At 58.6% G+C, this 20,752-nt stretch carries 20 protein-coding genes; 11 read left to right on the top strand and 9 right to left on the bottom strand.

The genetic code is table 11. The features are described from left to right. Nucleotides 1–208 precede the first annotated feature (208 nt). Complete coding sequence (locus FIU93_RS01655; protein WP_173017245.1) at nucleotides 209–1,636, top strand: sensor domain-containing diguanylate cyclase; 1,428 nt, start codon at nucleotides 209–211, stop codon at nucleotides 1,634–1,636. Nucleotides 1,637–1,656: 20 nt separating this feature from the next. Here the strand turns inward: FIU93_RS01655 and FIU93_RS01650 are convergent, their stop codons facing one another. Further along, nucleotides 1,657–2,283 carry a TetR/AcrR family transcriptional regulator gene (locus FIU93_RS01650; RefSeq protein ID WP_023002198.1) on the bottom strand — a complete coding sequence of 209 codons (627 nt, stop codon included), beginning with the start codon at nucleotides 2,281–2,283 and terminating at the stop codon, nucleotides 1,657–1,659. A 94-nt stretch (nucleotides 2,284–2,377) separates the two neighbouring features. Here FIU93_RS01650 and FIU93_RS01645 point away from each other — a divergent pair, with 94 nt between their 5' ends. Next, on the top strand, nucleotides 2,378–3,172 hold the full coding sequence (locus FIU93_RS01645) for a MipA/OmpV family protein (RefSeq protein WP_173017244.1): 795 nt from the start codon (nucleotides 2,378–2,380) through the stop codon (nucleotides 3,170–3,172). Nucleotides 3,173–3,385: 213 nt separating this feature from the next. Here the strand turns inward: FIU93_RS01645 and FIU93_RS01640 are convergent, their stop codons facing one another. From FIU93_RS01640 to FIU93_RS01610, 7 genes are all read right to left on the bottom strand, one after another. Further along, the gene (locus FIU93_RS01640; RefSeq protein ID WP_031269808.1) at nucleotides 3,386–3,769 is read right to left on the bottom strand and encodes a VOC family protein; all 384 of its coding nucleotides are present in this window, start codon (nucleotides 3,767–3,769) and stop codon (nucleotides 3,386–3,388) included. Between the two features lie 141 nt (nucleotides 3,770–3,910). Then, nucleotides 3,911–5,155 (bottom strand): RNA polymerase sigma factor, encoded by a 1,245-nt coding sequence (locus FIU93_RS01635; protein ID WP_152504666.1) that lies wholly within the window; start codon nucleotides 5,153–5,155, stop codon nucleotides 3,911–3,913. After that, entirely contained in the window at nucleotides 5,124–5,516 is a 393-nt protein-coding gene (locus FIU93_RS01630) for a YciI family protein (protein ID WP_023002194.1), read from the bottom strand. The genes FIU93_RS01635 and FIU93_RS01630 overlap by 32 nt, the downstream gene beginning before the upstream one ends. A 167-nt stretch (nucleotides 5,517–5,683) precedes the next feature. After that, nucleotides 5,684–6,667: an iron exporter MbfA gene (gene mbfA, locus FIU93_RS01625; protein ID WP_023002193.1), complete on the bottom strand. Its 984-nt coding sequence runs from the start codon at nucleotides 6,665–6,667 to the stop codon at nucleotides 5,684–5,686. Between the two features lie 184 nt (nucleotides 6,668–6,851). Beyond that, complete coding sequence (locus FIU93_RS01620; protein WP_023002192.1) at nucleotides 6,852–8,246, bottom strand: aspartate aminotransferase family protein; 1,395 nt, start codon at nucleotides 8,244–8,246, stop codon at nucleotides 6,852–6,854. Between the two features lie 31 nt (nucleotides 8,247–8,277). Beyond that, nucleotides 8,278–9,684 carry a glutamine synthetase family protein gene (locus tag FIU93_RS01615; RefSeq protein ID WP_031269805.1) on the bottom strand — a complete coding sequence of 469 codons (1,407 nt, stop codon included), beginning with the start codon at nucleotides 9,682–9,684 and terminating at the stop codon, nucleotides 8,278–8,280. Nucleotides 9,685–9,836: 152 nt separating this feature from the next. Continuing rightward, a complete protein-coding gene (locus FIU93_RS01610; RefSeq protein WP_055657586.1) occupies nucleotides 9,837–10,514 on the bottom strand; it encodes a GntR family transcriptional regulator in 678 nt (225 codons plus the stop codon). Nucleotides 10,515–10,714: 200 nt separating this feature from the next. Here FIU93_RS01610 and FIU93_RS01605 point away from each other — a divergent pair, with 200 nt between their 5' ends. The 7 genes from FIU93_RS01605 (at nucleotide 10,715) to FIU93_RS01575 (ending at nucleotide 18,801) form a co-directional block, all read left to right on the top strand. Next, nucleotides 10,715–12,103 carry a glutamine synthetase family protein gene (locus FIU93_RS01605; RefSeq protein ID WP_023002189.1) on the top strand — a complete coding sequence of 463 codons (1,389 nt, stop codon included), beginning with the start codon at nucleotides 10,715–10,717 and terminating at the stop codon, nucleotides 12,101–12,103. A gap of 150 nt (nucleotides 12,104–12,253) precedes the next feature. Next, a complete protein-coding gene (locus FIU93_RS01600) occupies nucleotides 12,254–13,348 on the top strand; it encodes a polyamine ABC transporter substrate-binding protein (protein WP_031269801.1) in 1,095 nt (364 codons plus the stop codon). An 81-nt stretch (nucleotides 13,349–13,429) separates the two neighbouring features. Continuing rightward, nucleotides 13,430–14,587: an ABC transporter ATP-binding protein gene (locus tag FIU93_RS01595; protein ID WP_062490395.1), complete on the top strand. Its 1,158-nt coding sequence runs from the start codon at nucleotides 13,430–13,432 to the stop codon at nucleotides 14,585–14,587. 9 nt (nucleotides 14,588–14,596) lie between these two features. Next, nucleotides 14,597–15,526, top strand: a complete 930-nt coding sequence (locus FIU93_RS01590; protein ID WP_055657590.1) for an ABC transporter permease subunit — start codon at nucleotides 14,597–14,599, stop codon at nucleotides 15,524–15,526. Next, on the top strand, nucleotides 15,523–16,347 hold the full coding sequence (locus FIU93_RS01585) for an ABC transporter permease subunit (protein ID WP_023002185.1): 825 nt from the start codon (nucleotides 15,523–15,525) through the stop codon (nucleotides 16,345–16,347). The genes FIU93_RS01590 and FIU93_RS01585 overlap by 4 nt, the downstream gene beginning before the upstream one ends. Before the next feature lie 139 nt (nucleotides 16,348–16,486). Further along, nucleotides 16,487–17,641 carry a GNAT family N-acetyltransferase gene (locus FIU93_RS01580; protein ID WP_173017243.1) on the top strand — a complete coding sequence of 385 codons (1,155 nt, stop codon included), beginning with the start codon at nucleotides 16,487–16,489 and terminating at the stop codon, nucleotides 17,639–17,641. Between the two features lie 14 nt (nucleotides 17,642–17,655). After that, nucleotides 17,656–18,801, top strand: coding sequence for a GNAT family N-acetyltransferase (locus tag FIU93_RS01575; RefSeq protein ID WP_173017242.1), 1,146 nt, complete (start codon nucleotides 17,656–17,658; stop codon nucleotides 18,799–18,801). Between the two features lie 10 nt (nucleotides 18,802–18,811). On the opposite strand, the gene FIU93_RS01570 is transcribed toward FIU93_RS01575, so the two are convergent. Further along, nucleotides 18,812–19,057 carry a DUF6460 domain-containing protein gene (locus FIU93_RS01570; RefSeq protein WP_006940008.1) on the bottom strand — a complete coding sequence of 82 codons (246 nt, stop codon included), beginning with the start codon at nucleotides 19,055–19,057 and terminating at the stop codon, nucleotides 18,812–18,814. A gap of 298 nt (nucleotides 19,058–19,355) precedes the next feature. Between FIU93_RS01570 and FIU93_RS01565 the strand changes: the two genes are divergently transcribed. Then, nucleotides 19,356–20,051: a CoA transferase subunit A gene (locus FIU93_RS01565; RefSeq protein ID WP_023002182.1), complete on the top strand. Its 696-nt coding sequence runs from the start codon at nucleotides 19,356–19,358 to the stop codon at nucleotides 20,049–20,051. Between the two features lie 13 nt (nucleotides 20,052–20,064). Continuing rightward, nucleotides 20,065–20,694 (top strand): CoA transferase subunit B, encoded by a 630-nt coding sequence (locus FIU93_RS01560; RefSeq protein WP_023002181.1) that lies wholly within the window; start codon nucleotides 20,065–20,067, stop codon nucleotides 20,692–20,694. Nucleotides 20,695–20,752: the final 58 nt, after the last annotated feature.

The following is a 20,752-nucleotide window of genomic DNA, read 5'->3' as shown; positions in this document are numbered from 1 at the left end:
AACATCCGTGCTCCGGAAGTTAATGCATACTTTGTGCTTGTGTTTTTATTGGTTCGTTAGATAAACACCCTCACCATGCCTCAGAGGGATCAACGGATTCAGTTGCCGAAACCTTCCGAAACCAGGGACGCACTTCGGGAAATTGCGGAACGTCCGACGGCGAATGCCTGAATTATCTTAATTCGAGCTGTCGCAGATGGAGAGAAAATTGGTCGCAAATTTATACGGAAAGGGTGGTGTCCTGGACCGGGTCGCAAGGCCTGAAATGCGCGTACCGTTCTTGCTGGGTCTGGTGGTGTTCCTGGCTTGCATCTTCGGCATTCTTACCCGGCCGACTGGGTTCCTGGCAGCAGTCTGGCCGGCCAACGCAATTCTCCTCGGACTGCTGGTCCGTGTGCCGAAGTCGGCTTGTTGGCAGAGCTGGGTTGCTGCTGCCGTAGGCTATCTGGCAGCGGATTTTCTGACAGGAGCGACACTCGAAAAGGCCGTGCTGCTGAATGCGGCCAACATGGTTGGGGTGGCTGCCGGGTATCAGGTCTATAAGTACTTGCCTGCTTCCTCTGTTCGGCTGCAACAACCCTTGGCCCTTCTCCATCTCGCGGTGGCTTCGGCTATCGCCGCTTCCCTGGCAGGGGTTGTCGGGGGCATCGCAAATCCGATCCTCTTCGGCGGGGGTGTCATTCCCGGCTGGATATTCTGGTCGACGACCGAGCTGGTCAACTACATCTCCTTTCTGCCGGTTATCCTGTCGGCACCGAAGCTGGAAGGAACGTTGCCGGACTTTTCCGGTCTGCTGGCCCGGTTGAGGCAGGAAAAACGCGCACCGCTGATCCTGCTGCTGATCTCCTGTATTGCTGGAGCAGTCGTCGGAGGGCCTGGCGCCATTGCGTTTCCGGTTCCGGCGCTCTTGTGGTGTGGTGTCGTCTATCCGGTCTTTCCGACAGCGATACTGACGCTGTGCATTGGCGTGTGGGGTCTCGTCATCCTGTCAAACGGGCTTGGCGACAGCAGCTCCCTGCAACTCGACGTGATGACGCTCATTTCCATCCGGCTCGGCATTTCCCTTGTTGCACTGGCGCCTATCATGTTGTCCTGCGTCACGCAGAGCCGGAATGCATTGCTGGTCCGTCTGCAATATCTTGCCACGCACGACCAGCTGACTGACGTTCTCAACCGCAACGCCTTCCGCGAGGAGGTCTCCCGCAGTCTCTCCCTTGGCATGAACGGCTTTGCCCTGCTGATGGTCGACCTCGATCATTTCAAGTCGGTCAACGACACCTACGGACACGCCGCCGGTGATACCGTACTGGTCAGCTTCGTGCGGCGTGTGCAAGGCACGTTGCGGCCAGGCAGTCTTCTGGGTCGTATGGGCGGCGAGGAATTCGCCATCATGATTCCGAACAGCCAGATCATGGACGCAGTGGCGGAAGCCGAGAAAATTCGGCAAAGCGTCTGCAGTGAGCCGGTTGCCGCAGGAGACGGAAAACTGGTTCGCGTGACGGCAAGCCTTGGCGTCGTCGCTGTCGAACACGACAATGCAGCCTGTCTTGATACCCTGTTGGCCGAAGCCGACCGGCTTTGCTACCAGGCGAAGGAACGCGGCCGGAACCGCGTGGAGCATTGCGGAGCGGCATAGGGTTTTCGGACAGGCGGCCGTCAGACTTCCTTATTTCTGGTCAGGTAAAGCAGTTGCGGGAATATTTCCTCCAGCGCCGGGTCTCGTCCGGTTTCCGCATTGGCCGTATAAAACTGCCGATTTGCCTTCAGATTGGCATACCCGTGAATGAACGCCCACAGCATGGTTTCAACGGAAGTCCGGTGAACGGGGTTCTCGCAATTCTCCGGTGAAAGTCCTTCGGAGACCTCCCTTAGAACCGCATAGGCTTCGCGGCTGGCCGGCTGAAGCTCCGGATAGATGTCGATCTGTCGTTCCATGGAGAACATCAGCCGGAACAGATGCGGGTTCTCTTCAACGAAGGCGATGTAACCGCGGGCGCTTGCGAGTATCTGTTCACGGGCGTCGTTGGACGCATCCGCCATATGCCGGCGCATCGTGCCCGCAAACTGCCGGAAGCCTTCCGTCGCGATGGCTGCCTGCAGGACGGCAAGATTGGCAAAGTGGTTCTTCGGCGCTCCATGGGAAACGCCGGCACGGGCGGCGCACGCCCGCAGCGACAGGGCCTCAAGTCCATCTTCGCGCAGAATGTCCAGCCCTGCCTGGATCAGGGCCTCTTTCAGATTGCCGTGGTGATATTTCAGGTCGCTCAGGCCTGTTTCCTCCATAAGTAGACACTGTCAACATTTTCGTTGACGGCCGAAAATTCCGCATATAGACAGTGACAACATTGCTGGGGTCGCAATGCAGAAGGGTTGTCTTATGTCGTCTAAGTGTTATGTGCGGGCTAGCGTCCTTGCAAGTCTCGCGCTTGTCGCATGTCCTGCCATGGGGGAGGAACAGAAGGACTGGAGCGTACTGGTTGGCGCTGGTCCCTTCTTCGGTCCGGAATATCTGGGCTCCAAGGACTACGGTTTCGTTCCCGGCATCATCGCGTCTGTGCAGAAGGGGCCTTATTTCGTCAAGTTCAACGGATTGACGGCGACCGCCAACGTGCTGCCTTTCGACAGCTTTTACGCCGGGCCGCTTATTGGCTACGGCACGGGCCGCAAGGATGTGTCCGACAATGTTGTCGACAAGCTTCCCGATGTTGACGAGGAGCTCTGGGTTGGTGCCACGGCAGGCGGTGGCTACGCCGGTTTGCTGCTTGATCGCGATTCGCTTGGTGCCAGTGTCGAGATTGCCCATGACGTCATCGGCGAAAGCGGCACAACGGCCACATTCAGCCTGGGTTACGAAATCAACGCGACCCAGCGTCTGGCTTTCGGCCTTGATGTCTCCACGACCTTTGTGGACGGCAGCTATGCTGACGCCTACTATTCCGTGACCGCAAAAGGCGCGGCCGCAAGCGGTCTCAAGGAATACAAGGCCGACGCAGGCTTCAGGGACGTGAGCGTGGATGTTTCGTCAAGATTTGCCGTAACCGAAAACTGGGGCGTCGGTGGCCTCGTCGGCGGGTCGGTGCTTCTGGGCGGCATGGCAGATAGCCCGATCGTTGAAGACCGGGGAGAGGCGCTCAACGGCCATGGCGGTCTGTTTCTCTGGTACAAGTTCTGATCGGCGGTCTGCACGAAAAGCTGTTCTGACGCGGAAAAACTGTGCCGGAACCTTTCCCGGGAAAACCACGCAGCGCACCAGCGCCAGAACGGTCATCGGTTGCATCAGTGGCTCCGTCAGCCAGAATTCTTGAAAGATTATCGCGGGCCGCATTCCACCAAGCGTGCCCCGGCACAAGGCCGGGGCTGCTGAAGGTTCAAGCGGCAGGCGCAATCACGCGTCTGTCGGCTCTTCGTATGTGATCATCGCGATCACGCCTCCGAGCGGGTCGACAATCGTTGCCATGCGGCCGACGTTTGGAATGCTCATCGGTTCCATCGCAATCGTCGCGCCAAGCGCACGGGCCTTTTCGACACGCGCATCGACACTGTCGACAGTCACATAGGGCAGCCAACGGGGACTTTCAGTTTCCATGGATGGGAAGCCGCCGATCATGTTTTCATTGTTCATGATCATGGTGTAGGGGCCTACGCCCACATCCACGGTTTTTGTGCCCCAGCCGAGCAGGTCGGAATAGAAGGCCTGCGCCTTGGCACCGTCAGCGCAATGAAGTTCCATCCAGCTGAACGCGCCATGTGTTTGCGACGGAGTGCTCATGTCTTTTATCCTCTGTGTTGAAAACAATTGCCTGGCAGTACCAGGTGATCAGAGGACGGCAGGCGACAGGCAGAACCGACAGGGGGGACCAAAAATATTTTGGTCTGGCAGGATCTGAACAAAACGAGGTTCGAAACAGGCTTATTGTCCGCCAGAAACCTTCATCTTCCGGCGGATATGGTCGCGGTCGACATCGGTTCCCGCAAATTCCAGCGCTTTGCGGTAAGCAGCTTGAGCCTCTTCGATCAGGCCCAGTTCTTCCATAAAGGTAGCGCGGACAACGTGAAAGTTCGGGTAGCGCTCCAGAGAGCCAGCCAGTTGCTCCAGGCGGCACAAGCCGGCCTGGGCCCCGTTCAGCTTTGCCTGGACCACGGCGCGGTTGAGCGCCACAACCGGTGAAGGCCGGATATGTTCCAGAGCACGGTAGAGCCGGTCGATCTCGACCCAGTCGGTGGTCGCGTAGGTCGCAGCCTGGGTGTGTGTCGAGGCAATGGCTGCCTCGATCTGAAAGGGGCCGGGCCGCGCCTTGCGCAAGGCGGCCTCAAGCAGAATGTTGCCTTCGGCGATCAGTTTCCGGTCCCAAAGCGAACGGTCCTGGTCTTCCAGCGTTACGGCAGCGCCGCTCCGGCTCAGCCGGGCCTTGCGGCGGGAATGCTGGATCAGGCAAAGGGCCAGAAAGCCGCGCAGTTCCGGTTCTTCGGGAAACAGCCGAACGATCAGGCGGGCCAGGCGGATCGCTTCCTCACACAGGGGCTCGCGGATCAGTTCTTCACCCTGCGAAGCCGCATAGCCTTCGTTGAAGATCAGATAGATGGCATTGGCTACAGCGGAAAGTCGCTCGGCACGGGCGGTTCTGTCCGGTTCCTCATAGCTCAGTTTGGCCGCCTGCAGCCGTTTCTTCGCACGCGTGATGCGCTGTTCCATGGTCTTCGCCTGTACCAGAAATGCACGGGCAATCTCCTCCACAGCAAGACCAGCGACAATTTTCAGGGAAAGGGCAATCTGCTGGTCCCGGCGCAGCACCGGGTGGCAGCAGGTAAACAGAAGACGCAGGATGTCGTCCCGGTAGACGGCATGATCCAGCGATTGGGTCAGCTCGTCTTCCGGGTGCGGGCCTTCGGGAAGAGGCTCGAGATCATCCGGTGCGGTGAGGGTTTCCTTTTTTCGTTTCCGCAGCGTATCGATGCCGGCATTGCGTCCGGCTATGATCAGCCAGGCAACCGGATCCGCCGGCATCCGGTCGGGCGACCACGCCTTGAGCGCCTTCAACGAGGCGTCCTGAAACGCATCCTCGGCAAGGTCAATGTCGCCGAAGACGCGGTTGAGCGCTGCCAGGACGCGCGGGCGGGCAGCCCTAAGATGCGCTGATAACCAGGCGCTCGGCATTCTTGAAATCGGCTCCCTCGAAGAATTCCACCGGACGAATTTCGATGCGACCATGATCCAGCGGCAGGATCTTCACCGCCTCGATGGCGTCCTCCAGTGTCGGGCAGTCGATCACGTAGAAGCCCATGAACTGCTCTTTCGTTTCGGCAAAAGGCCCGTCGGTGACAATAAAGTCGTCCTTGTCCTTGTTGATCGTGACCGACGTTCCCGTCGACATCAACTTGGTTGCAACGGCGAAGGAGTTGTTTGTCTTTGTGTGTTCGTGAAAGGCGCCGTGTTTCTGATAAACGGTGGCGAGCTCTTCCGGTGGCAGAGCGTCAATGAAATCTTCGCTGGCGTAAATCAAAACGGAAAAAAGCATGTGGGTCCCTCCGGTTGCTTGGATTGATACCCAAGGAACGTGCAGGCGCGAGCTTATCCGACAGCCGACCGAAAAAAAGTGAAAACTTGCCTGCGATCAGGGCATGACCTGGCCGAAAGGGAGAGTTGCCGGCCGTTAAGCCGGGCAACTCCGATCCGTGTGATCTTCTAGGCGTTGCCGATGAGAACGCCTGCCGCAAAGACCAGCGAACCACCGAGGACAACCTGGAAGGCCGCCCGCAGAAACGGTGTTTCCATGTAGCGGTTCTGGATCCATGCGATCGCCCACAATTCGATGAAAACGATGAATGCGGCGACAGTTGTCGCTGTCCAGAATTCGGGAATGAGATAGGGGAGCGCGTGACCAAGGCCGCCGAGGGCGGTCATGATGCCCGAAGCGAGGCCGCGCTTCAGTGGTGATCCGCGTCCCGAGAGCACGCCGTCGTCATGGGCCGCTTCGGTAAAGCCCATGGAAATGCCCGCCCCGACGGAGGCCGACAGGCCGACCAGGAAGGTCTGCCAGGTATCCTGCGTCGCGAAGGCGGCAGCAAAGATCGGAGCCAGCGTTGATACCGAGCCGTCCATCAAACCCGCAAGGCCCGGCTGGACGTAGGTCAGGATGAATTGCCGGCGTTCGGTCTGGCGCTCCTGTTCCTGCACGTCGTCGGGCGTGTGTTTGGCTCCAAGGCGCTGGGCGAGACTCTCGTGGCCTTTCTCGGCAATCGCAAGATCGCCCAGAAGCTTGCGGGTTCCTGCATCCGAGGTGCGCTTGGCAGCTTCGGTGTAGAAGCGATAGGCCTGCGCCTCCATTTCCTCGGCCATGGCACGGACCTTCTCCAGTCCGAGAGGGCGCACCAGCCAGTCGGGCTTGCGGTCGTAATAGCCGCGCACATGTTCCCGGCGTATGAGAGGGATCGTTTCGCCGAACCGAGCCCGGTGCTGTTCGATCAGTCTCCGCCGGTGCTGGTTTTCCTCTGCGGCCATGTCGTCGAAGACCTTGGCCGATTGCGGATACTGGTCACGCAGACCATCGGCATAAGCCTTGTAGATGCGGGCATCGTCCTCCTCGGAGGAAATCGCAAGCGCCAGGATTTCCTGTTCGGAAAGGGATGAGAAATCCCGCTTTCCCAGTCTGAAAACACGTCCGAACATCAATGTCTCTCACCCAGGATTACCATTTTGCAGGTGGACCGCCGTCAGGCAGGCAGCACGCCGGCCCCGAGCCGGTTCAATCACCGATCAGGTTATATTCGGATGTTAGCAAATTAAGAGAAGCCGAACCGATGCCAAGATGACGCATGTTTCATCGTCCCCGCAACCGGTTCGGCTGTCGGTGTCAGCCTATCCAGCCGTCACGCTTCAGGACCTGATAGGTCTCATCGAGGGTTTTCTCGGCGGTCTTCACCAGAATATCTGCCTCCTCGTGGGTCAGGACCAGCGGCGGCGAAATGATCAGGCTGTCGCGCACCGCGCGCATGACCATGCCGTTGCCGAAGGAAATGTCGCGGCAGATGGTGCCGGCCGTGCCGACATCCTTGAACGGTCGATGCGGGTTTTTCTTGTCCGGCACCAGTTCCAGCGCACCGACAAGGCCGGTCATGCGGGCTTCGCCGATCAGAGGGTGATCGCCCAGCTTCAGCCAGCGTTCCTTGAGATAGGGACCGATATCGGTCTTGACGCGCTCGACCAGGCCTTCGCGCTCGATGATTTCCAGGTTGGCGAGTGCAGCCGCGGCGCAGGCAGGGTGACCGGAATAGGTGTAGCCGTGGTAGAACTCTTCACCCGAAAGCATCAGGCCTTCGGCCACGCGATCGGACACCATGACACCGCCCATCGGCAGATAGCCGGACGTCAGGCCCTTGGCGATGGGCATCAGGTCCGGCTTCATGCCGTAGTGGGTCGAACCGAACCATTCGCCGAGACGGCCGAAACCGCAGATGACCTCGTCGGAAACAAAGAGGATATCCCGTTCGTCGAGGATACGGCGGATTTCCGGCCAATAGGTCTCCGGCGGAATGATGACACCACCAGCGCCCTGGATCGGTTCGGCGATGAAGGCCGCAACCTTGTCCTCGCCGATCTCGTCAATGGCTTCTTCCAGTTTGCGCGCGGCAAAGACGCCGAACTCTTCCGGGCTCATTTCATGGCCTTCACCGAACCAGTAGGGCTGGTCGATGTGATGCACGCCCGGAACCGGAAGGCCGCCCTGCTGGTGCATGCCCTTCATGCCGCCGAGGCTGGTGCCGGCGAGCGTAGAGCCGTGATAGCCGTTCCAGCGGCCGATAATCACCTTCTTGTCCGGCTTGCCCATCTTGTCCCAATAGGTGCGGACCATGCGGAACACGGTGTCGTTGGCCTCGGACCCGGACGAACAGTAGAACACCCTGTTGATGTGATCGGGTGCCAGTTTCGCCAGCTTTTCAGACAAGGCAATTGCGGGCGGATGGGTCGTCTTGAAGAACGTGTTGTAATAGGACAGTTCGTTCATCTGCTTGTAGACCGCATCCGCAATCTCCTTGCGGCCATGGCCAACCTGCACGCACCACAGACCGGCCATGCCGTCGAGGATCCGGTTGCCTTCCGAATCCGTCAGCCAGATACCGTCGGCATGGGTGATCACCCGGCTGCCTTCCTGGTTCAGCGACTTCATGTCGGAAAAAGGATGCCAGTGATGGGCGGCATCGAGTTCCTGAAGGGCCTTGGTCGGATAGATGTTGGAATGGGCCGTCATTGGCGAACGCTCCGGATAGTGACAGACGGGATCAGACGTTGAGCAGCAGGTATTCCCGCTCCCAGGGGCTGATCACGGACATGAAGGTTTCAAATTCCTCGTATTTGATCGCGCGGTAGGTGGCGACGAACTGTTCGCCGAATACCTCGATCATCTCGTCGGATTTTTCGAACTTGGCCAGCGCCTCTGGCAGACCTCGCGGCAGGGACTTGGACCGTTCCGAGCAGTCGTCGGATTTCGGCGAATCTGGCTTGAGCCCGTGGACCATTCCCAGGTACCCGCAGGCAAGGCTTGCGGCGATCGCGAGATACGGGTTGACGTCGGACCCCGGTACCCGGTTTTCCAGACGACGTGCCTGGGCGTTGGAATAAGGCACACGCAGACCCACCGTGCGGTTGTCGTAGCCCCAGTAGACATTCACCGGTGCGGTCGAGGTCTTGGAGAACCGGCGATAGGAATTGACGAAAGGCGCCATGATGCAGGTGACCCGCGGAAGGAACCGCTGGTGCCCGGCGATGAATGACAGGAACGCCTGTGTTTCCTCGCCGTTTTCATCCGCGAAGATGTTGAGGCCGGTTTCCTTGTCGACCACCGACTGGTGAATATGCATCGCCGAACCGGGCTGGTTCGACATCGGCTTCGACATGAAGGTGGCATACATTTCGTGACGCAGCGCGGCCTCACGGATGGTGCGCTTGAACAGGAACACCTGGTCGGCCAGGGCCAGCGGTTGGCCATGGCGCAGGTTGATTTCCATCTGCGCTGCGCCTTCCTCGTGGATCATCGTGTCGATCTCGAGGCCCTGCTGTTCCGACAGGTCGTAGATGTCGTCGATCAGGTCGTCGAATTCGTTCAGCGCGGAAATCGAATAGGACTGTCGGCCGACTTCCGGACGGCCGGACCGGCCCCGCGGCGGCTCAAGCGGATAGTCAGGATCCGTGTTCGGACGGACGAGGTAAAACTCGATTTCCGGCGCCACGACAGGCTCCCAGCCCTTGTCCTCGTAGAGTTTGAGAACACGCTTCAAGACATTGCGCGGGGCGGTCTCGACCGGTGCACCCTGCCGGGTGACGGCGTCGTGGATCAGCTGCGCGGTCGGGTCGCTTTCCCAGGGCACGGTGGTAAGGGTGCTGTAGTCGGGCTTGAAATAGAGATCGCCGTCGATGGGGTTGTGCTGAAACCAGTCGTCGTCGTCCGGATAATCGCCCGAGATCGTCTGCGCGAAGATCGAAGCAGGCATCGTCATCACCGGGCCGGAGAAAAACTTGCCAGTCGGCATCATCTTGCCGCGGGCAACACCGGCAAGGTCCGGAACGATGCATTCGATATCCTGGATGTTGCGCGCGTTGAGCCAGTCACGGGCCGCATCGACATCGGGAACACCGCGCAGGCTGTCGATCGGATTTTCGCTTTCGCTGGCAGGCGTTTCAGCAGTCACAAGAAGCTCCAATGGTTTTGGCACTTTGGCCGGGGCAGGGAAGGCCATTTGGACGGCAAACAGGGGCGTTATCAAGTGCCTGTCTGCATGGGGCTGTCCCGGGTCGGAGAAATCATTTTGTGATCACAAAATGACATGGCTTTCAAAAAGGATCAACCGCCTGATGCATTTGACAGGATTTCCTTGCCGAGAAGCCCCATGCCGTCGGCAATATCGGCCGCGATCGCAGCCCGCAGTGCAGCGCCGTCCTGATCTTCGATCGCGCGGATGGCTTCCTTGTGACGGTCCTCAAGACTGGCAGTGCCGACCCGTCCGTAAACCGTACGCATGAATGGCGCGAACTGCAGCCAGAGACTGTCGATCAGCGGCAGCAGAACCTTGGATCCGGACGCCCTGTAAATGCGGAAGTGAAAGGCGTGGTTGAGCCGCATGTAGGCTTCTGCATCGCCACTTGTGAGCCGCTCGTCGATGTCGTCATCGATCGATTGAAGGTCCTTTGCATCCTTGGATGTCAGGTGCGGCAGGGCCAATTCGGCCAATTCCGGTTCCAGAAGAAGTCTTGCTTTCAGCACCTCGTCGAAGCGGGCCGGGGTCATGTCGGGTATCTGTACCCGGCCGTTCGGTTTCACCTCGAGAGCGTTTTCTGCCGCAAGCCGTTGCAACACTTCGCGCACTGGCATCGGGCTGACGCCAAGTTCTGCGGCAAGCCCCCGGATTGTCACGGCTTTTCCAGGTATGAACCGGCCTGTAAGCAGCCCGGACCGGACGGCATTGTCGACCTGCCCACGGGTTGCACCACGGGACGTGGAAGGGCCGCTGGCCTCCTTCACGGGGCCGGATTGCAAAGCGGATTGCCGAAGGGCCAAAGACGTCCTCCCGAAAAAGTCAAACAGTCAATTTATGCGATCCCGCTTGACAGGGTTTTCCGAAAGTGATCACATTTTTGAAAAGGACGCAAACAAAAGCTGCCGGCTGCCGCAGGAGTGCGGACGGCTTAGTCCAGCAAGACGCAGGGGCGTAAAAACTCTAAATGAACGAGCTTCCCCACCAGATCCTCGAGCATCCGGCGCTGCCCGGCTGGAAGACGGACTTCGAGGCCTTCATGGCCGCCCATCCCGATCTTGATACGCTCGAGGTCATTCTGCCCGATACCAACGGCGTGCTGCGCGGCAAGTGGTTGCCGGGCAAGGCGCTCGAAAAGGTATTCGAGGGCGGCGTGGCCTTTCCCTATTCGCTTTACGGGCTTGATGTCTGGGGGCGTGAGGTCGAGGCCACCGGCATGCATCTGGAAACGGGTGACAAGGACGGTGTCTGCTGGCCGATCCCCGAAACGCTGAAGCTTGTTCCCTGGACCGACCGCAAGACCGCCCAGGTGCTTTTGTCCATGTACGATCGGGACGGCGATCCGTTCCTGGCAGACCCGCGTCACGTTCTGGAAAACATGGTCGACCGGCTGAAGGACGAATTCGGCGTGACCGCCACCTGCGCCTTCGAGTTGGAATTCTATCTGTTCGAGGAAAGTGACGGCGACTGGACGGAGCAGCCCAAGCCGTTGTTCTCCACCCATCTCGGCCCTGCCCGCCAGAACATGTACGCGCTGTCCGACCTCGAGGCCTTGCTGCCGGTGGTGGACGATCTGCGGAAGGCCTGCGAGGTTCAGGGCATTCCGGCGGACGCTGCGGTTTCCGAAGCCGCGCCCGGCCAGTTCGAACTCAATCTGCACCATCGTCGCAACCCGCTCCTGGCGGCCGATGACGTTGTCATGCTGCGCCGCCTGGTGGCAGGTGTCGCCCGCAAGCACGAACTCAAGGCGTCCTTCATGGCCAAGCCTTTCGTGGAATGGCCCGGCAACGGCATGCATGTGCACGTGTCCATGGAAGACGATAACGGCAATTTGTTCGCGGATCCGGAAACCGGCGCAGACCGGCTGGGATATGCCATCAACGGTCTTTTGAAGACCATGCCGGAAGCTCTGTTGCTGTTCATCTCAACCTTCAACGGTTTCCGCCGGATGCAGCCTGGCTCCTATGCCCCGGCCTCTATCTGCTGGGGCTACGACAACCGCTCCGTGGCGTTGCGCGTTCCTGCCTCTACACCGGAAGCTGCCCGTGTCGAACACCGGATCGCAGGCGCCGACGCCAACCCCTATCTTGTGCTGACGGGCATTCTCGCCGGCATGATGGAAGGCCTCAGGCTGAAAAAGGATCCGCCTGCGCCCGTGACCGGCAATGCGTATGAGAAACGCAAGAAGCGACTGACCCCCTGGATGGACGAAGCCATTGACGCTTTTGAAGCCTCCAAGCTGATGAAACAGGCGGTCGGAAAGGAAATGCACAAGGTACTTACCGAGATCAAACGGGAGGAACTGAACGAATTTGGGCGGGAGATCTCGTCGCTTGAGCGACAGACGTATTTGTGATCGGCTGCTGCCCAAAATCGACGCTGGACAAAAACCGGCGCCATAGCCAATCTGCGGGACAGACAAGACGCAAACAGCGCAAATGTCCATTTGCATTCAGGCACTAGGCCATCAAAGGGCCACTGACAAAACTCTGAGGGGAGTTCTCAAATGACGTTTAAATCCATGTTGACCGGGGTCGCCGTTCTCAGCCTGATGAGCGGTGCTGCATTCGCCCAGGACAAGGTCGTGAATGTCTACAACTGGTCCGACTACATCGACGAGACCATCCTGGAAGACTTCACCAAGGAAACCGGCATCAAGGTTGTCTACGACGTGTTCGACAGCAACGAAGTGCTGGAAACCAAGCTGCTGGCAGGCGGTACCGGCTACGATGTCGTCGTCCCGACCGGAACCTTCCTGGCCCGCCAGATTCAAGCCGGTGTTTTCTCTGAACTCGACAAGTCCAAGCTGACCAACCTGTCCAACATGTGGAAGGACATCGAGGCACGCGTCGACAAGTATGATCCGGGCAACAAGCACTCGATAAACTACATGTGGGGCACCACCGGCTTCGGCTACAATGTCGACAAGGTGAAGGCCGCGCTCGGCGACAACCCGCCGGTGGACAGCTGGGATCTCCTGTTCAAGAAGGAGAACATCGAGAAGCTGAAGGATTGTGGCGTGTTCATCCTGGACGCTCCGACCGAACTGATCCCGGCTGCCCTCAACTATCTGGGTCTCGATCCGGACAGCAAGGATCCGGCGGAAATCGAAAAGGCCGGTGAGCTCCTGATGTCGGTTCGCCCGTACATCCAGAAGTTCCATTCTTCCGAATACATCAACGCTCTTGCCAATGGCGATATCTGCCTTGCGGTCGGCTGGTCCGGTGACGTTCTGCAGGCGCGCGACCGTGCGGCGGAAGCCGACAACGGTGTGACCGTCGAATATTCGATCCCGAAAGAGGGCGCGCTGATGTGGTTCGACCAGATGGCGATCCCGGCCGATGCTCCGCACAAGGAAGAGGCGCACGAGTTCCTGAACTACATCATGCGTCCTGAAGTGATGGCGAAGGCTTCCAACGTCGTCTACTACGCCAACGGCAACAAGGCGTCGCAGGAATTCCTCAACGAGGACGTGATCGGGGATCCGGCGATCTACCCGACCGAGGAAGCGGTGAAGAACCTCTACACCGTCACCCCCTATCCTCCGAAGGTGAACCGGGTCGTGACCCGCACCTGGACCTCGGTCAAGAGCGGCCAGTAAGCGAACACGAACACCGCCGGGCCCTTTCCAAGGGTCCGGCGATTTAGTCTTGGGAAGGTCTCTTAGGGGTGGGAGATTGTTTTGGCGAAGAAATCGATTGGACCGGTGCGTCGGGCCTACAGCCCGTGGGACGATCCGGACAAGACACCGTTTATCGAATTCCGGAATGTCACAAAGAAGTTCGGTGATTTCACCGCGGTCAAAGACCTGTCCCTGAAAATCTACGAGCGCGAGTTTTTCGCGCTGCTTGGTGGCTCGGGCTGTGGCAAGACCACCTTGATGCGCATGCTGGCGGGTTTCGAGACGCCGACTTCAGGGCAGATCTTTCTGGATGGCCAGGACCTGGCCGGAATTCCGCCCTTCAAGCGTCCCTCCAACATGATGTTCCAGTCCTACGCGCTGTTTCCGCACATGAGCGTCGAGAAGAACATTGCCTTCGGTCTGAAGCAGGACAAGTTGCCGGCCTCGGAAGTTGAAGCGCGCGTGTCCGAAATGCTGCGGCTGACCAAGCTGGAACAATTCGCCAAACGTCGTCCGCACCAGCTTTCCGGCGGTCAACGCCAGCGCGTCGCGTTGGCTCGCTCGCTCGCCAAGCGCCCCAAGGTGCTGCTGCTGGATGAACCGCTCGGCGCGCTTGACCGCAAGCTGCGTGAGGAAACCCAGTTCGAGCTGATGAACATTCAGGAAGAACTGAAAATGACCTTCCTGATCGTGACCCACGACCAGGAAGAAGCCATGACAGTGGCCGATCGTATTGCCGTCATGGACAAGGGCGAACTTGTGCAGGTTGCGACCCCGGCCGAAATCTACGAAGCGCCCAATTCCAAATTCGTTGCCGACTTCATCGGCGACATCAACCTGATCGAAGCCAACGTCGTCGAGAAATCGGACGCCGGTACGAAGCTGCGTTCGGTCGCGGACAACTTCTCCATCGAAAGTGATCAGGTGACCGATGCCGCCGTCGGCGACCGGGTCTGGTATGCCATTCGTCCGGAAAAGGTCCGCATTGCCCAGGGGCGCCGCGAAAAGGGCGTCCCCAACAGGATTGACGGCGTTGTCTGGGACATCGCCTACCTGGGGGACATGTCGATCATCCATTCGAAAGTCGGCGACGACGACGGCGATACGTTGCGGGCGACCTTCGCCAATGTCTCGCGCATGGTCGAAAACCCGATCACCTGGGATGACGAGGTCGTCATGTCCTTCGACCGGGACGCCGGCGTCATTCTAAAAGGGTAGGAGGAAACGATGTCCGACGTACACGTTCCCGCTCAACCCAAACGGACGCTCGGCGGCTGGCTGCTGATTTCGGTGCCATACATCTGGCTGCTGATCTTTTTTCTGGCGCCGTTCCTGATCGTCTTCAAGATTTCCCTTTCGCAGGTGGCCGTCGCCATTCCGCCCTATGTGCCGACCTTCGATCTGGCAGAAGGCTGGAACGGTATCTGGGAAAGCGTCTCGGAATTCTCCTTCGAGAATTATGTCTGGCTGACGGAAGACGATCTCTACTGGAAATCCTATCTGTCGTCGGTTGTCATCGCGGCTATTTCAACGCTTCTGACGCTCATCATTGGCTACCCGATTGCCTATGGCATGGCACGTAGTCCGCAATCCTTGCGTCCGACGCTGCTGATGCTGGTGATCCTGCCGTTCTGGACCAGCTTCCTGATCCGCGTCTACGCCTGGATCGGCATCCTGAAAAACGAAGGCCTGCTCAACCAGCTTCTCCTGATGCTCGGCATCATCGACGAACCGCTGGTGATCATGAATACCAACATCGCGGTCTTTATCGGCATCGTCTATTCCTACCTGCCGTTCCTGGTTCTGCCGCTCTATGCCAGCCTGGAGCGGCTGGACGGCAGCCTTTTGGAAGCCGCTGAAGACCTTGGATGTCCACCCTGGAAGGCCTTCTGGAAAATCACCGTGCCGTTGTCGCTGCCCGGCGTTATCGCGGGGTGTTTCCTGGTGTTCATTCCCGCCGTCGGTGAATTCGTCATCCCCGATCTTCTTGGCGGGTCCAACACCCTGATGATCGGCAAGACGCTCTGGGTCGAGTTCTTCAACAACCGCGACTGGCCGGTGTCTTCTGCGGTTGCCGTGATCCTTCTGATGATCCTGGTGGTTCCGATCGTGCTCTTCCAGAACCAGCAGCAGAAAATGTCGGAGAGAGACGGATGACGCGCGGCCCGACCTGGTTCAACATCACCTCGCTGGTGGTAGGCTTTTCGTTCCTTTACCTGCCCATCGTGCTGCTGGTGATCTACTCTTTCAACGAGAGCCGTCTGGTGACGGTCTGGGGCGGCTTCTCCACCAAGTGGTACGCGTCGCTGCTGCAGAATGATCAGTTGCTCGATGCGGCCTGGGTGACCCTGCGGGTTGCCTTTGCGTCGGCCACCTTGGCAACGATCATCGGCACCATTGCTGCACTTGTGCTGGTGCGGTCCGGACGCTTCGTCGGCCGGTCTCTGTTTTCCGGCATGATCTTCGCGCCGCTTGTGATGCCGGAAGTGATCCTCGGCCTGTCGCTGCTGCTGCTGTTCGTGGCCATGGACTATACGCGCGGATTCTGGACCGTGATGCTGGCGCATACCACCTTCGCCAGCTGTTATGTGGCCGTTGTCGTCCAGTCGCGTCTGGTCGGCTTCGACAAGTCGATCGAGGAAGCCGCAGAAGACCTTGGCTGCCCGCCGGTGAAAACCTTCTTCCTGATCACCTTGCCGATCATCCTTCCAGGGGTCATCGCCGGCTGGATGCTGGCCTTCACCTTGTCTCTGGACGATCTGGTGATCGCCAGCTTCACCACGGGACCAGGCGCCACCACGCTGCCAATGAAGATCTACTCACAGGTGCGTCTTGGCGTGACACCGGAAATCAATGCGGTCTGTACCATTCTCGTTGCTCTGGTCACCATGGGCGTGATTGCCGCCTCCATTGCGACCAAGCGGCAACAGGCGCAAAAAGAACGAGACGAAAGGGCGGCCTTTGGCGCGGAAGGGTGATGATTTCCGAAGCTTCCAGAAGTCGGTGATATTCTGTAGACAATACTGAATTTTAACAAAACCATGCCTATTTTACGGCCAGGCGGTACACTTCATTGGTGTGTCCGGGCCGATGGTTTTTATTGGGGTATTGCGAGTGATGGCATTGCGGGAAACAGAGCATCTACTGGCTCTGGAAAGCAGCGCTATTTCCCGGATAAAGGTTCGTGAACTCGAAGCTCCAACGCTTTCGGATATAAGCGGTCTTTGGTCTTCGTTGAAGGGCGGCGTTGTATCGACGCCGTTTCAGACGCCGGAGTTTCTTGCAGCTTTGCAGGAAACCAAACTGAAGACAGGTGATTATCGATTTTCAGTGGGCGTTTTCGCGGAGCAAGGCGAGGAAGCCTCTCCCTGTATGCTGTTGCCGCTGGTGCGGTTCCAGCGTGGCCCAATCCGGGTCGTTGGCATGCCGGATTTTGGTCTCGCCGATCAGAATGCGCCGGTTCTTGGTGCAGGATGCCCGGCCTCCAGAGAGTGCCGGGTTGCAATGATCCGGGCATTTTTTGAGCGTCTCCACGATGCGGATATCGTCGACATACATAAACTGCATGGCCGGATCGACGCCCGGGAAAACCCATTGAACTTCATGCCGGAAACCATTTCCCAGAACAGTTCCCTTCTCCTCGATCTTCGCGATGGAGAGGGATCGGACAATTGGTGCGGCAAGTCCATCTACAAGAAGACCAGATCCAAATTTCGCAGGCTCGTGAAGGAAGGTGTCAGCCTGGTTGAGGCTGAAACGCCTGAAGAGCGAACTGAATTGTTCAAGACACTTGCGGCGCAGCGCAGCGACAGGTTCCGACAGCTCGGGCGGAAAGACAGTCTGGAACGTGAAGACCGTGCTGACTTCTACATCCGCCTTGCGCAGATGGAAGCTTCATCCTCGCCTTTCAGGGCCATCGCGCTGAAGTGCGGAGAAGAGACCGTCGCGGCCATGGTGTTGATGATGTCTGGTTCCCAGGCGACCGCCGTGCTGGTGTCCATCGGGGATCGGCGGTGGCACGCCTTTTCGCCGGGCATGGTGTTGTTCGCCAAGGCGATACAGCACGCTGGGCAAACCGGTGTTCGCTGGTTCAGCTTCGGCACAGGACAACAGGAATACAAGCAACGGTTCGGTGGGGTTGAGCAACCTTCCCGACGTCTTCTTATGCCACTCAGCACGCGTGGACGGCTCTTTGTCGGTGCCCGTGAAGCGCATCGTGCCGCTCAGGATATGCTTCAGATCGCGTTGCGCAGGAATGGGGTGGATACGTGACGGAGATGTCGGACGTGGCAGGAAAGGAGACCTTCCGCGGGCAGGTGGCTGGGCAGAACCTTCATGTTGTCTGGCATGAGAAGCCCGGCGCGGACCTTTTGCGCTCGCTTTGGGCGTCACTACCCGGCGGAGCCATATGTTCGGCGTTTCAGGCACCGCGGTTCGTCGAGTGCTTTTTTCAGGAAATGGCACCTGCTGCCTGCGACACTTTCGGAGTGCTTGCCGCTTATCGCGCCGGTTTGCATGACCCGCTTGCATTGCTGCCGTTGATCCGTTTCAGGAAAGGTCCGGTTCGCATCGCATCCACTCCCGACCTTGGCGTGGCAGACCAGAACGGCCCGGTATTGAGCGAAGCGCTCGCAAGCGAAGGCGCTGAAACGGTGCAGGCGGTCATGTCCGTCATGATCGAGGCCATCCCGGGTGCCGATGTGGTGGACATCAAGAAATTGCACGTATCGATAGGCAGCGCTGATAATCCCTTCTTTGTGCATCCAAATGCGAGCCCGGAAAGCAGCAGCCTCTTTCTGGAAACTGACGCCCTGCTCGCCGCCGGGGCCAAATCCGGGATAAGTATTTACAAGAAGGCAAGGGTCAACTTTCGCAAGCTCCAAAGCGAAGACGTTCAGTTGGTCGAAGCAACGACCCCTGAAGAGCGTGTGAAAATTCTCGAAGCTCTGATCGTCTCCAAGGAGGAGCGTTTCAAAGCTCTCGGCCGCGCCAATTCCATGAAACAGGACAACCGGGAAAACTTCTATCGCGCCCTGGCGGCCCAAGCGGGGCAGGAAAATCCCCTGAAGGTTCTGGCGTTGAGGTCCGGTCACGACGCCATCGCCGTGGTAGCGATGTTGGTGGAAAATGGCTACGCCACCCTTATTCTGATTTCGATCGGGGCGGAGCAATGGCACCGGTTTTCACCTGGCATGGTGGCACTGGTCCAATCGATCTACTGGGCGCGGGACAATAACATTCGGGTCTATGGTTTCGGTACGGGTCACCAGGGTTACAAAAGCAGGTTCGGCGCCACGGAACAGCCGACACGACGCATGCTTTTGCCGCTTACGGTCAAAGGCCACGCGGCGATCACTGCCCTGAAGGCAAAACGGAGTTTCCAGGAAACCGTTGATCGCTGGAAACATCGGAAAACCGCTCAGACAGCCTGATCGGGAAATGTTATCCCGCTCGCGGTGGCCGGATCAGGTAGATGACCAGCCAGATCGGCACGACGATGAAGGCGCCCAGGATCATGTTGGGAATGGCCCAGTCCCGAAACTCCAGCAGATAGATCCAGAGCTCCAGAGGACTCATGCCGACGGAGCCCAGAATGTCCTGCGCGGTGATGTTCACGAAGGAAAGACCCGCGCCGACGAGCAGCGAGATGACCGCGATCTTGAAGAATGTCGACAGAAACGGGAACACGGTGCGTAGTGTCTCTCAGTAGGCTCAAGGTATCCGGTGCGCTGGAGAGTGGCGGTAACGCTCCGCGAACGGTGCCCAATTCTTGCCATTAAGGATTTACAAACCATAAACAACTTGCCGGAAACCGCCCAAAACCGCGCTGCAACGGCAGTTTGGCGTCGGGCAACGCGACGCAAATCGATTAAGTGACGGGCCATTCATGTTTTTCGCTGCAACGCGGGAAAGAGCTCTTGACCCGGTCGAACCAAGCGGCGAATGTGCGCCTCACGCATGTAGCGGTCTTAAACGGGAGTGAAACATGAACAAAATTTATCCGGACGCAAAGGCCGCCCTCGAGGGGCTGACCTTTGACGGCATGACGGTGATGGCCGGCGGGTTCGGCCTCTGCGGCATTCCGGAAAATCTGATCGTGGCGCTCCGGGATTCCGGAGCCAAGGACATTACGGCCATTTCCAACAATGCCGGTGTCGATGACTTTGGCCTCGGTCTTCTGCTGCAGACCCGCCAGATCAAGAAGATGGTTTCGTCCTACGTGGGTGAAAACGCGACCTTTGAAAAGCAGTACCTGAACGGCGAGCTTGAGCTTGAATTCAACCCTCAGGGCACGCTGGCCGAACGCATTCGCGCAGGTGGCGCGGGCATTCCGGGCTTCTACACCAAGACCGGAGTCGGTACGCTGATTGCCGAAGGCAAGGAGCACAAGGACTTCAACGGCGAGACATACATCATGGAAACCGGCCTCGTGGCCGATGTGTCGCTGGTCAAGGCCTGGAAGGCCGACAAGGAAGGCAACCTGATCTACCGCAAGACCGCGCGTAACTTCAATCCGATGATGGCAACCGCCGGCAAGACCTGTGTCGTGGAAGTCGAGGAGATTGTCGAGATCGGTGAACTCGATCCGGACAACATCCACACCGCCGGTATCTTCGTCGACCGTATCATCGTCGGCAGCCACGAAAAACGTATCGAAAAGCGCACCACGCGCGCAGCCTGAGGGAGAAAACATCATGGCCTGGACTCGTGATGACATGGCAAAGCGTGCCGCGCAGGAACTGGAAGACGGCTTCTATGTGAACCTGGGCATCGGCATTCCGACGCTGGTATCCAACTACATTCCGGAAGGTGTCCATGTGACCCTCCAGTCGGAAAACGGCATGCTCGGCATGGGCCCGTTCCCGACTGACGACGAGGTTGATGCAGACCTCATCAACGCAGGCAAGCAGACCATCACCGAATTGCCGCAGACCAGCTACTTCTCGTCTGCCGACAGCTTCGGCATGATCCGCGGCGGTCATATCGACCTGTCGATCCTGGGCGCTATGGAAGTGTCCGAGGGCGGCGATCTCGCCAACTGGATGATCCCTGGCAAGATGGTCAAGGGCATGGGCGGCGCGATGGATCTCGTCGCCGGCGTCAAGCGCGTGGTGGTGATCATGGATCACACCTCCAAGGCTGGCGATCCCAAGCTTCTGAAAGAATGCTCGCTACCGCTTACCGGCGTGAAATGCGTTGATCGCGTGATCACCAATTTCGGTGTCTTCGATGTTGTCGAAGGCGGCCTGAAGGTGGTTGAACTCGCTGACGGCGTAACGCTGGATGAGGTCAAGGAAAAGACCCAGGCAACGCTTCAGTCATAAGGCAAGATGCGCGCTTCGGCGTCGTTTTAAATCAAGGTGCCTGCGGTCCCGCAGGCAC

Source organism: Labrenzia sp. THAF35 (assembly GCF_009363595.1).
GTDB lineage: Bacteria > Pseudomonadota > Alphaproteobacteria > Rhizobiales > Stappiaceae > Roseibium > Roseibium algicola.
The sequence above is the reverse complement of the archived record's forward strand: the minus strand, read 5'-3'. Positions and strand labels throughout refer to the sequence as shown.

What these genes read in the sequence shown, in the direction of transcription:
- FIU93_RS01650 (WP_023002198.1), bottom strand. Translation starts at nt 2,283, where the DNA reads ATGGAGGAAACAGGCCTGAGCGACCTGAAATATCACCACGGCAATCTG.
- FIU93_RS01645 (WP_173017244.1), top strand. Translation starts at nt 2,378, where the DNA reads ATGTCGTCTAAGTGTTATGTGCGGGCTAGCGTCCTTGCAAGTCTCGCG.
- FIU93_RS01640 (WP_031269808.1), bottom strand. Translation starts at nt 3,769, where the DNA reads ATGAGCACTCCGTCGCAAACACATGGCGCGTTCAGCTGGATGGAACTT.
- FIU93_RS01635 (WP_152504666.1), bottom strand. Translation starts at nt 5,155, where the DNA reads ATGCCGAGCGCCTGGTTATCAGCGCATCTTAGGGCTGCCCGCCCGCGC.
- FIU93_RS01630 (WP_023002194.1), bottom strand. Translation starts at nt 5,516, where the DNA reads ATGCTTTTTTCCGTTTTGATTTACGCCAGCGAAGATTTCATTGACGCT.
- mbfA (WP_023002193.1), bottom strand. Translation starts at nt 6,667, where the DNA reads ATGTTCGGACGTGTTTTCAGACTGGGAAAGCGGGATTTCTCATCCCTT.
- FIU93_RS01620 (WP_023002192.1), bottom strand. Translation starts at nt 8,246, where the DNA reads ATGACGGCCCATTCCAACATCTATCCGACCAAGGCCCTTCAGGAACTC.
- FIU93_RS01605 (WP_023002189.1), top strand. Translation starts at nt 10,715, where the DNA reads ATGAACGAGCTTCCCCACCAGATCCTCGAGCATCCGGCGCTGCCCGGC.
- FIU93_RS01600 (WP_031269801.1), top strand. Translation starts at nt 12,254, where the DNA reads ATGACGTTTAAATCCATGTTGACCGGGGTCGCCGTTCTCAGCCTGATG.
- FIU93_RS01590 (WP_055657590.1), top strand. Translation starts at nt 14,597, where the DNA reads ATGTCCGACGTACACGTTCCCGCTCAACCCAAACGGACGCTCGGCGGC.
- FIU93_RS01585 (WP_023002185.1), top strand. Translation starts at nt 15,523, where the DNA reads ATGACGCGCGGCCCGACCTGGTTCAACATCACCTCGCTGGTGGTAGGC.
- FIU93_RS01580 (WP_173017243.1), top strand. Translation starts at nt 16,487, where the DNA reads ATGGCATTGCGGGAAACAGAGCATCTACTGGCTCTGGAAAGCAGCGCT.
- FIU93_RS01565 (WP_023002182.1), top strand. Translation starts at nt 19,356, where the DNA reads ATGAACAAAATTTATCCGGACGCAAAGGCCGCCCTCGAGGGGCTGACC.
- FIU93_RS01560 (WP_023002181.1), top strand. Translation starts at nt 20,065, where the DNA reads ATGGCCTGGACTCGTGATGACATGGCAAAGCGTGCCGCGCAGGAACTG.